Source organism: Streptomyces hundungensis (assembly GCF_003627815.1).
GTDB lineage: Bacteria > Actinomycetota > Actinomycetes > Streptomycetales > Streptomycetaceae > Streptomyces > Streptomyces hundungensis_A.
In genome coordinates this window covers 8,381,445-8,393,044 of the sequence record NZ_CP032698.1, presented here as the reverse complement: position 1 = coordinate 8,393,044, position 11,600 = coordinate 8,381,445, and the positions used below count along the sequence as shown (strand labels likewise).

The window sequence follows — 11,600 nt, the reverse complement described above, 5'->3', positions numbered from 1 at the left end:
GCGGAGCATCTGCTCGACGTCGGCCGGGGCCTCGCCGAACGTGACCTGGACGTACCCGGCGACGCGCGCGGCGGCAGGCCCGGCCCGCAAGGGCCATGTCGTTCATACGCTGACGCTTCCGGAACAGCAGCTCACCAGCCGTCGGCTGCTGGCCGCGTATCCCGGTGATCTCGGCGTGCGACTCGTGGTCGCGGTCCATCCAGTCGGATCGTGCTCGTCGTGCCGTGCTCGGTGACATGGGGGTGTCTCCGTCAGTGGGACGTCTAGTGGTCTGGCGAGCACCGCCCCTGACCGCGTGGAGGGGGTGTCAGGAGCGGCGCCCAGACAGCCGGCGAGGGGTAAGCCCGGCCTTGAGCAGCCACAGGCGAGGCAGGGTGAACATAGAAAAATCCCACCAACTGGTACGGCCAGGGCCTGTTGCTCGTTCAGCATGGACCCATTGCGGGGAGTGATGCAATATGAACGTCGAGACCCGCAAAAAACATTCGGCCGGACGGCATCGTCAGACCAGTCGACGACGTGCCAGACTGCGCCCATGACTCAGAAGTCCGCGCCCATGACGGGAAAAACGGCGCTGCCGACCATCAAGCGCCGCCGGGTCGGCGCCCAACTGAGGCGCTGGCGTGCGGAGATGCCATCAGGTGAGGCAGCGAAGCTCATGGGCTGGAGCAGTCCGCGCCTGAGCAGGGTGGAGCGAGGGTTGTACAAGATCTCGGCCACGGACGTGCGCAAGATCTGCGGCTTCTACGGCATCGAGGACAACTCGGCGATCGAGGAGGTGGCGAAGGTCGCGGAGGAGCCACCTGGCGGTGGATGGTGGGCGCCATACGTCGGCCGCGTGAGCCAGCCCTACCTCGACTTCGTGGAGCTGGAAGCTGAAGCAGAGACGATCTGTACACACCACCCGGTTGTGATTCCTGGTCTGTTGCAATCCGCAGGCTACGTACGCGAGATCATTGGCCGCGACCCGCTCTCACCAGTCAAGGAGCAAACCGCCGAACAGCTAGTTTCGATTCGCCTGGCACGTCAAGAACTGCTCAGCCGCACTGACACGCCGGTCAACGTCCACGCGATCCTGCCCGAATCAGCTCTGCACGCACGCTTCGAAAACCCTGCGGTCATGCGTGATCAGCTACGCAAGCTGCTCGACATCGCGGAGAGACCGAGCACGAAGGTGCAGATCGTTCCCCTGACGGCAAGGCCGGCGTCGGCTCCAACGGCCGATCACCGTCATGTCGTTCCGCCACCCTGGTCGCCGGTCGCAAGCCTGGACAACTCGATGGGCGGCACGCACACCGAGGACGCAGAGACAGTCGACTACCACGCAACGCTATTCGACAAGTTGGCGAACACAGCACTTCCCGTGGACAAGACACGGGATCTCATCAGCGAGTACCTGAAGGACTCCACAAGTGAGCAACAAGAAGATCTACACGCGCCGGAGCTGGTAGGCGCCCACTGGCGGAAGTCGTCGTACAGCGGTGACAACTCGGGCCAGTGCGTGGAGGTAGCCGACCTTATCGACACCTCGTACGCGGGCGTCGCCGTCCGCGACTCGAAGAACCCCGCCGGCCCAGCGCTGCTGCTCGACCCGCAGGTGTTCGCGGGCTTCATCGGCGACGTCGCCCACGGTCGGATCTGAGCCGCGCCACCTAGAGGACTGGCCCGCTTCCCCCACGTCGAGTGCGGGGAAGCGGGCCAGTGTCGTACATACGTACCCGAAGGCGCCGTCAGCCTACCGGCGCATCCTGACGCAGGTCAGCTCCTCGGCATCCGCAGCGAGAAGGGCATCCGCTGGGTGGGCGCCCCTCAACACCGCGGCGTGACCACCGCAGAACCACTCGGACATACGGCGCACGGCCCCCTCGTGAAAGGCTGGACAGCATGAGCGGGCCGTTTGAAGAAACCAGAACTTCAGGTGTTCCTGGAATCACTGCACAGCGGCGAGCTCCTTTCCGGCACTGTCGCAGCGATCGAACCCTTCGGCGTGTTCGTCGCCCTGGACGAAGGCCCCGACCACCCGGTCTTCCCCGGCGGCGTCGGGTTCATCACGAGCCCCGAACTGTCATGGCGGCGCATCGAAGCAGCCTCAGACGTCGTCAGGTCGGCAGCGCATCACCTGTGAGTTTCTCCAGTTCGACACGTGGAACGCAGAGGCCAGACTGTCCCTGCGGGCGACGCAACCCGACCCCTTCCAGGCGTTCGCCGACCGCACCGCGGTGGGCCAGAAACTGCACGGACGGGTCACCAAGCTGGTGCCGTTCGGCGCCTTCGTGCAGGTCGCCGACGGCATCGAGGGCTAGTCCACTTGCGAGAGCTCGCCCGGACGCCCGCGGACGCACCGGAAGATGTCGTCCGACTCGGCGACAAGACCACGGTCATCGTCACCGAAGTCGATCGGGAACAACGCAGGCTCGTCCTCTCCCGCCGCCAGGCCACCCTTGACCGCTGACTCCCCTCACCGGAGAGCGCACCGCGCAGTGACGAACGAGCTCCTACACGGCGAACCATGCGGTCACAGCACTAGCAGGTCGGTGCCAGCGGGAGCGTGCGGAGCCGCGCGCACTGGAACTGGCGGTGTGCTGTGTGGCGATCTGGCTGCGGGCAGCCGGGCGGGGCGCATCGTGGGTTCCGGAAGCTTGGCCGCCATGGCTGGGCAGTCGGCTCCGGTGGAAGGGGACTGTGTTGTACGGGGAGCGGAGCGGATGGTGCAGGGACGGGTTTGTGTCGCATGAGGGCATGGTGGGGGTGCTGCTGGCTGATGGCAGCGAGCCGAAGCCAGCGCTTTTCGACCTGGGCAGCGGCAGCAATTTCCACGAATCGGCCTTCTGGCGCCACTACGACGGGAAGTTCCGCCGGCCGGTAGCGGCCTCGATGCGAGGCCGGTGCGCGTGCGGCTGGCGCGGACGACGACCTACCCCATCAACTGGGAGGAAGTCCGCGAGAACGGCGACCCCGACGCGTACGACACTTCAGGACCGTACACAGACTGGGCGGCCCACCTGGATGAGGTTGCCGAGCGGGCCGTTCAGCTGCCCGATGACCTAACCGGGCTGCTGAAGCAGGTTCACGAGCGGTTGAACCGGCTCATGATGGAGGACGACGACGCGCTCGCGACGGTGCTGAAGGCCTGCGACGAGATGGAGGCGATCATCGCCGCGACCGGCCCGGAAGCCGCCGATTCTTGACCGCGACCAGGCCGAAACCCTGGCCCGGGCGCCGCGGACCTCGGCATGACCCAGGAGGCGGCCCGCTCGCGCCTCGTGCACTACCAGCACCTCGCCTGGCGCTGACCTGCCGGCTACCACGACTCGGCAGGTGTGACGCAGCCCTGAGCGGTGCGTACGCCGTGAGCCCGTTCGTACGCTGCCGTGCTGGGCCGGGAGGGCCCGCACGTCTGCCATTGTCCCAGAGGTCCCCGGGCCAGCTTGCGGTGTCGTCAGTGGGCGATGCCGTCGATGATCTCGCGGGCGCCTTGCCGGAGCAGAGAGACTGCGACGGCTGTGCCGAGGGTCGCAGGATCGAGGCCGTCATCACGGGCTGGAGCGTGAGGGAGTCGGCGCCCTCGCCGATCCAGCGGGCGGCCTGCACCAGGACGTCACGGTCCGCACGGCCGGGTTCGAGCTGGAGACCGCGCCGGTGACCGGCCCGCGGATCGGTCGCCATAAGAGCTTTGAACGGGTCGTACAGGCTGGTGTGTACGGCCACGTTCGGGTTCACGGCGACGTCGCGGTGCCCGGCTTCGTCCAACGCGGTGCGGACCGCACGGATGGAGCCGTCGAGCATGGCGGTCGGCGAGACGGCGTCCGCCCCGGCGTCCGCGTGCTGCACCGCCATCGCGGCCATCAGCCCGTACGTCGCAGGCAGGTCGAAGTCCCCGTCGGCGGTGCGCAGCACGCATTCGCCGTGGTCGGTCCACGAGCAGCCACAAACCTTCGTGGTGACGGCGAGGCCGGGAGCGGTCGCCTTCACGAACCCGATCGCCCGGACCATGCGGTTCCCGGGCGCGAGGGCGCCCGTGGCGTGGCATCGCGGTCGTGGCCGTAGGCGAACACCTTCACGCCGACGATGCGAGGGCGGCCCAGCGCGCGACGGTCTCCGGGATCTCACCGGCAGGGGACGCGCCGGGAAGATCGGTGGTGACGGGGTGATCGTCGGGAAGTGCGAGGAGCGGCGCGCTGAGGTCGGCCGCCGTGAGGACGGGGCCGCGGTACAGACTGCGGATGGCGCTGCGCGCCCGCACCGGGTTGATCCGGCAGGGCAGCGGTGTCCCTGAGCGGTGAGCGTCATGGGGTCGAGTAGATACCGACAGGGCGTCGGAAAGCAGGGCGCACGGGCTCGCCACCGGCGCATAGAACCCGGCGAGTGCTCCGTACTGAGCGCCTCACCTGTTCGCAGCCGGGCTACGGTCCCGGTCGGGTCAGCGGAGAGCTTCCGGGTTGTCGACGCCTTTGATCGTGGTGCCGAGTTCCTACTCGATCTTGTTCAGCGCGGCCAGTTCGCCGTCGACCGAGTACGCGGCGCCGGACAGGAAGCCTCGGCGGTCCAAGTCATCCCTCCAGATCGGCATCAGGGCGTCCAGCGGGTCGTCGCCGATGGACAGTCCGATGCTGTCATTCTCCCAGTCGGCCGTCCGCGACGATGACCTGCCGTACGCGACCCGAACCGTCGCGGCGGTACCAAACCTGACCCAGGATTAGATGGCCAGACAGCCACAGTGGGTAAAGCCTCGGTGCCGGGTCAGTACGCGCCGCAGACGACCGTCAGGCTGATCCCCATCCGGCTTCTTCTGCCAGGGTGGGCCACCCCATATACACGGCATGGCCGGGGGTCAGCGGTGCCGTCGCCGATCGTTCGGGATTGGGCAAGCCGCAGAGTCGCATGCGTAGGTTGGTTCGGATTCTCTCTGCCTCCCATGTACCGATCCCCTCCGCGAAGGCCTTGAAGGTCTGGCCGCAGGCCAGGGACCACAGCAGAGCCATGCTCTCGTCCGGGAGGTGGCCGGGATGCTGGGGACGTGGGTGGTCTACCAGGCGATGGCGCAGCGCGAGGGCGACCAGGCCGGCGCGGGTGGTCCGATGGCCGACACGTTTGATCAGTTTCCGGACGCACCACGACACTTGGTCAGGACTGACGGCGAGTGCTTCTGCGATGGCCCTGTCCGTGCTGCCGATGACGAGGAGTTCCAGGATCTTTCGTTCTAGCGTGCCGAGGTCCTCGAGCCCCGCAGGGCAGATGCCGTCGAGGACTCCGGGGGGTTTTGCCCGGCAAAGGCGTGCGTGGACGTAATGATCAGAGGCGCCGACGGACCATCGTGGGTTCTCTCCGCGCGGAGCGGAACTGTGCGGTCTGTCTGGCTGCTCATGACAACCCTCGCGGGAGCGTTCGGTTCGCTGGTATCAGTCGCGCTCTTTCCGCGGGTTGCTCCTGCCGCTGGACTGTCGGGTCCTCGGTAGTCAGGCGCAGGAGTGCGCGGCAGTGGCGTGCGAGGTCGCGTACAGCGTCGTGAGCGAGTTCCGGGTCGCTGGGCAGGCTGGCCGTGGCCTTGTCCTGGATGAACAGAAGGGCGAGTGCGAGTAGTTCAGCGGATGGGTTGCCCTCGCGGAGTTCGACGGAGATACGTTCGGCCATGGTGGAGGCCAGGGGGCGCAGGTACTCGCGCAGACGTTTCTGCCGGCGAGCACTCGTTTCTGGCGAAGGCACGGTCGAGCAGCGGTCGAGGATGCTGTCGATCGTCTCGGTGATGTCGTCGGCGTCCAACGGCCTCGGTGTCCCGGGCGCGATGCCATCCGCAGGCCAGCCGAGCTGCGGGCTGTGTGCGGGAGAGCTCGAGAGGGTCACGGCTCCCTCCGATCGAGTTCTACCCAGAAGACCGACTTCTTGTTGCCTCCGGTCAGGTCGTGTCCGAAGCGGACATCTGCGCTGGTGAGGGCGGCGAGGAGTCTGGTGTGGGCTGTCTCGCTCAGGTCGTCGGGCACGTCGGCCTCTATACGGATCAGGCCGGGGGTCTCGTCGGTGCGGGGGGTCGTGCCGAGTTCGGCTTTCAGCATCGAAGCGACCGCTGTGGCCGCAGCTGCCCCCGACGACTCCACAGTCCCCCGGCACACCATCAATTACCTAACGTAGTGCTGATGCATTAGTTTGTTCCTAATGCATTAACTTGTCAATCGGAGGCCAGCAGCCGTCCCACCACTGTCGTCCGAGCACTACGGAGATCCCGGATGGTCCCCGACGAGCCGCCGCCCTATCTGAAGGTCGCCGACGATCTACGCCGCAGGCTCACAGGTGGGGAATGGACCGTCGGCGATAAGCTGCCCTCCCGCGCCCAGCTCGCCGCCCACTACCAGGTCGGCCCCAACGTCCTTCAGAAGGCGCAGGAGCGCCTGATCGTCGAAGGGCTGCTTGAAGGCCGGTCGGGTTCTGGCACTTACGTGCGGGCGCCCCGAGAGCGGCGGCGCCTGGTCCGCTCCCGTCACCGGGAGCAGCGTGGGACCAGCCCGTTCAAGGCCGCCATGGACGAGTTGGGCGTCAGCGGAAGTTGGGATGCCCACTCACAGGCCCGTACGCCAGCCCCGGACGGCATCGCGCAGCGGCTCGGCATCGCCCCAGGGGACCTCTGTGTGCGCACCGCGTACGAGTTCCTCGCTGACGGCCAGCCGTGCAGACCTCCGTCAGCTGGGAACCCATGGCGATCACCGGCGATACTCCGGTGCTGCTGCCGGAGATGGGGCCGATGGCCGGCAAGGGAGTGGTCGAGCGGATGCGGTCCATCGGGATCGACGTCGATGAAGCGGTTGAGGTCCCCCGGCCTGCCCGCGCCACTCAGGCGCAGGCCAACCTGCTCGGCATCAGCCTCGGCGACCTCGTCCTGGTCATTGAGCGCACCTTCTACGACTCTGATGGCCGCCCTGTGGAAACCGCCGACATCGTGGTTCCCGACGTCCGGTGGGAAGTCGCCTACGAGTACGGCGTCCTGCCTCGTACCGAGTAGTTCCGCTCGGCGGGTGGCCTGCGCGATGTGACCGTCACCCGTGTCAGCGGCTCCTGCCGAGAGGTGTCGCAACCAGGGCGTTCGACTGGCGGTCCGAGCCCACGGATCGGGGGAAGTGCCCGCCTGTGTGCCTTGCAGCCGTTCGTGCTATTGCCGGGCGAGCCCGGCGGGGTCGATCTCGAAGGGGAACGGGGTCTCGATCCGGGTGGCGGTCCCGGGGAGCGCGATAGCGGTTTCCGTGTACCGGCCGCTGTCCAGTTCGCTGATGATCAGGCGGGGGGCCGGGTCGAATTCCAGACGCCAGTAGTGGGGGATCGCGGCTTCGGCATACAGCAGGGGCTTGAGTTTGCGGTCCATGGTCTTGTTGCCGGGCGAGACCAGCTCGATGACCAGCTGGACCGCGTCGGCATCGATACTGGCCTGGTCCTCTGCGGTCGCGCCCGCGTCGGCGACGACGATGTCCGGCACGACCAGACCGGAGGGCAACGTGACGTTGATGGCTTCGAGTACCTCGACCGGGGTCCCAGCGGCCCGTGCTGCGGCGTCGAGGGCGACATGGAGGCGGAAGCTGGCGCGCTGATGGCGCAGCCCAGGGGCGGGAGACATCACGAGTGACTCCCCGAGCAGTTCGTAGCGAACGGTCCGGTCTTCGGGCAGAGACAGGACGTCGGGGACGGTCCAGGGCCCGTTGTGGTGCGTGAAGCTGGCAACGCTCATTCCTTCCACCTCCTCATCGCGTAGCACTGACCAGTGTGGCCTGCCAGGCGGCTGGTGTCGTGGGCGATTCCGCAGTCGGCCGGGTGACGGTGTCCGGTTCAGCCGCCGTGGCGGCCCTGGGCCAGGTCGCGCCGCAGGTCGTCCAAGGTACGGCCGTCCGGCAACTGCCACAGGGTCCAGCCGTTGATGACGTTGCCGGTGATGGCCTCGGCGGCCTTGGACGGGGAGGGGAAGACGGCGGCCTGGCCATCCACGATGAGTTGGCCATCACTGGTAACCACGGCTCGCCCCTGGCGGCCTGCCCGTCGCTGATGGAACGCGAGGATGGTGCCCTCTGCGAGCAGCCCCGCCTTCATGAGCTCGGCGAGCGGTCCGTGGGGAACCACGGGCGCCACAGGAGAGCTGTTTTGCTCCCTCCGCCCAGGGAGAGCGTGACGTGGACGGTGTCGTCTCCGCCGGCCTTGGCGAGGTGAGCGAACACGGCGGGATCGAAGTGGATGCTGAGTGTGGGCATGTGCGGACCTCCCGGGTTCGACGCGGAGCCGTCGGCCGGCCCCCTCCTCCTGCTGTTCGCTTCTGACACCAGGCAGCAAGAGCTTACATCTACTTCAGCATGCAGCGGTAGAGCAGTGCAGGCGGCGCCGGTTTACGGGTCCATTGCGGCGACCAGCCCCCATCTCCCCTATTTAGCACGGGCATTGCATGGCCCATGGGGCCGAGCGAGTCGACCGCGCGGGAATACCGCGGACGTGATGTAAGTTCTCCTCAGGTGCTTACGTTGGAAGATGTTTCGAGTGGTTGGGGGACTTGGTGAGAGACAGCGACGTCGCGCCGGTGCTGCTCGGCGAGGGCGAGCACCGAGCCATCCTGAACAACCTGATCCTGCCGGACTGGACGCGCGGCGCGGTCCGCCAGGAGCAGCCGGTCCTGATCGTTGTCGCCGGGCCTCCGGGCAGCAGCAAGACGGCCGTCGCGGACGTGATCCACGCCGGACTGGGCCAGCGTGGCGGCGCGGTACGGATCGGCTCCGACCTCTACAAGCACCGTCACCCCCACTACAGCGCGCTGGTCGCGGAGAACGACCGGACCGCGGGGGTCCGGGTGCGGCCCGACACCCGCCGGTGGCAGGCTGAAGTCGAGGAGTACGTACGGCGCCATGGGTTCGACGCCGTGGTGGAGAGCGCCGCGGCCGATCCCGGTCAGTTCCGTGCCGACGCGCTCGCCTACCGGGCATCCGGATACCGGATCGAGCTCGTGGTCGTCATAGCGGCCGAGGCCCTGACCCAACTGCGAGCAGTCAGCCGCTATCTGAGGGAACACCGCCATGTGTCGTGGGAGAACCACGACCTATGCGCCCGTGGCCTGCTGGAGACGCTCGCGGTTATCGAGGCCGAGCAGCTCGCCGACCAGGTCACCGTGGTGGGGCCCGGCATCGACTTCGTGTACCGCAGCGAGGTGGTCAGCGGAGCGTGGACGGGAGGCAACGGCGCCGCCGTGCGGGCCGTGCGGACCGAACGCGGGCGCCCGTGGTCGGCACGGCAGACAGCCGCGTTCAGCACGGAGCTGTACGAGGCCCAGGAGCAGGTCCACCAGCCGCAGGTGACACGGGATCAGCGCCTGGTGGTGGCCGGGCCGATCGAGCGGGCCCGCGCGCTGGCCGAACCGGTCCGCAGGATCGCCCAGGTCCGCGCTGACGCCCCAGGGGTCCACTACCACCAGTTGTCGCGGTCCGAACACCAGTGGCTCTACGACGAGCTGATCGCACCGTCATACCTGGACAGCGTCACCTCCCAGGAAGCACCGGTAGCGGTAATCGTGGTCGGCGAGCCCGGCGCAGAGGTGAGCCGGACCGCCAACCTCGTGCAGCGTGCGATGCCCGGCCGGGCCCCAGTCCGGCTGGCGTACCAGGATTTCGAGGCGTTCCACCCGGACTCCGAGCAACTGTGTTCCGAGCACCCGTTCACCGACGGAGCAGAGATCCGCTCCGATGTCGAGGCGTGGATGGCGAGGATCACCACGGCTCTCCGCAACCTGCGCGCTCACGTGATCGTGGAGAGCCACCCGGGCAGCGTTCAGGAAATGCTCGGTGAGGCCGCGCTGTACGTCTCGGCCGGCTTCCGGGTCGATATGGTCCTGCTCAGCACGCGTGCAGCCGACAGCCGCCAGGCCACCGCCCGCCTCCACGCCCTGCTGCAACGGCAAGGGGTCCCGAGCCGCTACATCTCGCGGACTCGCCACGACCGGGTCCGCCACACGGTCGCCCAGCTCGCGCGGACCGCCGAGACTCACCCCGCCCTTACCTCCGTGCTCGTCCTCGGGCCGGACGGCAACGCGGTCCACCGCAACGAGCGGACCACCAGCGGAGCACTGACCAGGCCGGTCCGCGCGGCAGCGGCGCTGACCCGGGCGCGGGTGCAGCCCTACACCCTTAAGGAGGCGCACTGCTTCCTCACTACCCACCGCGCCCTGCGTGCCGCGCTCCCGCAGCATCGCGACGACCTCCACCACACCCTCGCACTCGCGCACCCGCTGATGCCCGCCGTATTTCGCCCACCCTGCCTTCCCCGCCCAGGTCAGGCGCTTTACCTGCCCGTGCCGCTGCCGGAGCGGTTGTGAGGAGACACGCCGAGCCGTGGCATACCCGGCTAGCACGAGCATTCCCCGCATGGCGACGCATGTGAGAGGGCCAGCACGTGACCTGCCGGGCGCCCCTGCGCCTTCGCGCTTCCGGCAGGAGCGCGGTGGCCGGCACCTAGAAGCCTGCGGGCATCGTGCAGTCCAAGTCCTCGGCTGGCCCGGCGCTTTCGGCGGCCCGCCCCATCGCGTCATCACGCCGGCCGCGCGGCCTGACGGCGGCGCAAGCTGATCGATGAGGGCCGGACGAAGCAGGACGGTCTCCAGCCCCGGCTCCACCTACTCGGCCTCCAGTTCGCTGAACCGCACCGCGTAGAGGGCGGTGATCCGGGACGCCTGGCCCGGATCAGCGAGCAGCGCCTTCTCGTCCGCCTTGGCTGTCTTCACTGCGGCCGTCAGCTCCTCGGTCCGTGCCGCATCAGGCCGCGCGGCACGCCGCTCCTCAAGGATCTGCTGCATGCACCTGCGGATGAAGCGGCGCAGCACCGCCCGGGCCTCCTCGAACGCGTCCCCCTCGTATCGGGAGTCGTCCGGCTCAAACGCTCCCGAGGCTCCTTCCCGGGAGGAATCCGACCGGGCGTGGACTCGGGTTCGTGCACGGCTGCCACCTTGCTGTTTCGGGAAGGGAAGGACCATTGTCCGCCAGTTGTTGGCCAAAGCACGGCGGTGGCGGTCACACGGTTCCGCGATGGCGCGGCGCACAGCTCCAACGCTGCCTACAGTGGAGGCAGTTGATCTTCTATGGGGGTGTCGTGGTCGAGCGGGGCATGGATCTGCGCACGCTGTTCAGCACGAACGACCGCGCTCTGCGCGCGGAGGAAGCGTTCACCAACCGGCAGGCCCAGTGGCAGATCATCGCCGAGGCGCTCGCTGAGCATCTGCACACGATTTCGTTGCCCGGCTTCGACGTGGAGGACCTGGAGGCGGCCCGCCGCAATGTGGTGGCGCTCCACGGTGTCGGAGGCGTCGGCAAGACGGCGTTGTCCCGGACCGTCGAGGCAGCACTCGCCGACACCTCGCGCCGGCCCGCCCAGTGGGGCGCGCCTCCCTGGCCGGAGCAGGTGCGGATTCTGCCCGTCCGGATCGACCTGGCCCGCTCCGAGGGGATCGACTTCGAGCGGGTCGTGTTGCTGCTCCGCCTCGCCCTCGCCGCGACCGGCCGCCCGATGCCCGCCTTCGACTTGACGCTGCGCCGCTATTGGGAGAACGCCCACCCCGGTGAGCCGCTGGAGGAGTACCTGCGCCGCAGCGGCCTCCT

Annotated in this window: 13 protein-coding genes and 2 pseudogenes; 7 read left to right on the top strand and 8 right to left on the bottom strand. The window is 68.1% G+C overall.

Translation table 11 applies throughout. From position 1 onward, the window contains the following. Positions 1-535: 535 nt before the first annotated feature. The 4 genes from DWB77_RS37390 (at position 536) to DWB77_RS37380 (ending at position 3,188) form a co-directional block, all read left to right on the top strand. Complete coding sequence (locus DWB77_RS37390) at positions 536-1,642, top strand: Scr1 family TA system antitoxin-like transcriptional regulator (RefSeq protein WP_162952734.1); 1,107 nt, start codon at positions 536-538, stop codon at positions 1,640-1,642. A 255-nt stretch (positions 1,643-1,897) separates the two neighbouring features. Further along, complete coding sequence (locus tag DWB77_RS39390) at positions 1,898-2,125, top strand: S1 RNA-binding domain-containing protein (protein WP_281280080.1); 228 nt, start codon at positions 1,898-1,900, stop codon at positions 2,123-2,125. A gap of 183 nt (positions 2,126-2,308) precedes the next feature. Further along, positions 2,309-2,452: a S1 RNA-binding domain-containing protein gene (locus tag DWB77_RS39710; RefSeq protein WP_428985180.1), complete on the top strand. Its 144-nt coding sequence runs from the start codon at positions 2,309-2,311 to the stop codon at positions 2,450-2,452. A gap of 433 nt (positions 2,453-2,885) precedes the next feature. After that, complete coding sequence (locus DWB77_RS37380; protein WP_120727171.1) at positions 2,886-3,188, top strand: hypothetical protein; 303 nt, start codon at positions 2,886-2,888, stop codon at positions 3,186-3,188. Between the two features lie 400 nt (positions 3,189-3,588). On the opposite strand, the pseudogene DWB77_RS39185 reads toward DWB77_RS37380, so the two are convergent. Next, a pseudogene (locus DWB77_RS39185) lies at positions 3,589-3,993 on the bottom strand (hypothetical protein); the annotation flags it as partial. A 64-nt stretch (positions 3,994-4,057) separates the two neighbouring features. Further along, positions 4,058-4,243, bottom strand: a complete 186-nt coding sequence (locus tag DWB77_RS38215) for a hypothetical protein (RefSeq protein ID WP_162952732.1) — start codon at positions 4,241-4,243, stop codon at positions 4,058-4,060. Positions 4,244-5,006: 763 nt separating this feature from the next. Here DWB77_RS38215 and DWB77_RS37370 point away from each other — a divergent pair. Further along, positions 5,007-5,204 (top strand): hypothetical protein, encoded by a 198-nt coding sequence (locus DWB77_RS37370; protein WP_120719349.1) that lies wholly within the window; start codon positions 5,007-5,009, stop codon positions 5,202-5,204. 157 nt (positions 5,205-5,361) lie between these two features. Here DWB77_RS37370 and DWB77_RS38210 read toward each other — a convergent pair whose 3' ends face one another. Both DWB77_RS38210 and DWB77_RS37365 read right to left on the bottom strand, forming a co-directional pair. Beyond that, positions 5,362-5,760, bottom strand: coding sequence for a DUF6415 family natural product biosynthesis protein (locus DWB77_RS38210; protein WP_162952290.1), 399 nt, complete (start codon positions 5,758-5,760; stop codon positions 5,362-5,364). A 77-nt stretch (positions 5,761-5,837) separates the two neighbouring features. Next, complete coding sequence (locus DWB77_RS37365) at positions 5,838-6,050, bottom strand: hypothetical protein (protein ID WP_120727166.1); 213 nt, start codon at positions 6,048-6,050, stop codon at positions 5,838-5,840. 171 nt (positions 6,051-6,221) lie between these two features. On the opposite strand from DWB77_RS37365, the pseudogene DWB77_RS37360 reads away from it, so the two are divergent. After that, positions 6,222-6,991, top strand: a pseudogene (locus DWB77_RS37360) (GntR family transcriptional regulator). Positions 6,992-7,138: 147 nt separating this feature from the next. Here DWB77_RS37360 and DWB77_RS37355 read toward each other — a convergent pair. The 3 genes from DWB77_RS37355 to DWB77_RS39175 all read right to left on the bottom strand — a co-directional run bounded on the left by DWB77_RS37355 (position 7,139) and on the right by DWB77_RS39175 (position 8,222). Then, entirely contained in the window at positions 7,139-7,708 is a 570-nt protein-coding gene (locus DWB77_RS37355) for a Uma2 family endonuclease (RefSeq protein WP_120719351.1), read from the bottom strand. Between the two features lie 98 nt (positions 7,709-7,806). Beyond that, positions 7,807-8,064 carry a DUF4357 domain-containing protein gene (locus DWB77_RS39180; RefSeq protein ID WP_246033964.1) on the bottom strand — a complete coding sequence of 86 codons (258 nt, stop codon included), beginning with the start codon at positions 8,062-8,064 and terminating at the stop codon, positions 7,807-7,809. Next, entirely contained in the window at positions 8,061-8,222 is a 162-nt protein-coding gene (locus tag DWB77_RS39175; protein ID WP_246033793.1) for a hypothetical protein, read from the bottom strand. Before DWB77_RS39175 ends, DWB77_RS39180 begins: the two co-directional genes overlap by 4 nt. A gap of 296 nt (positions 8,223-8,518) precedes the next feature. Here DWB77_RS39175 and DWB77_RS37345 point away from each other — a divergent pair, with 296 nt between their 5' ends. Beyond that, positions 8,519-10,324, top strand: a complete 1,806-nt coding sequence (locus DWB77_RS37345; RefSeq protein WP_162952292.1) for a zeta toxin family protein — start codon at positions 8,519-8,521, stop codon at positions 10,322-10,324. A gap of 297 nt (positions 10,325-10,621) precedes the next feature. Here the strand turns inward: DWB77_RS37345 and DWB77_RS37340 are convergent, their stop codons facing one another. Beyond that, positions 10,622-10,828 carry a hypothetical protein gene (locus tag DWB77_RS37340; protein ID WP_120727164.1) on the bottom strand — a complete coding sequence of 69 codons (207 nt, stop codon included), beginning with the start codon at positions 10,826-10,828 and terminating at the stop codon, positions 10,622-10,624. Between the last annotated feature and the right edge of the window lie 772 nt (positions 10,829-11,600).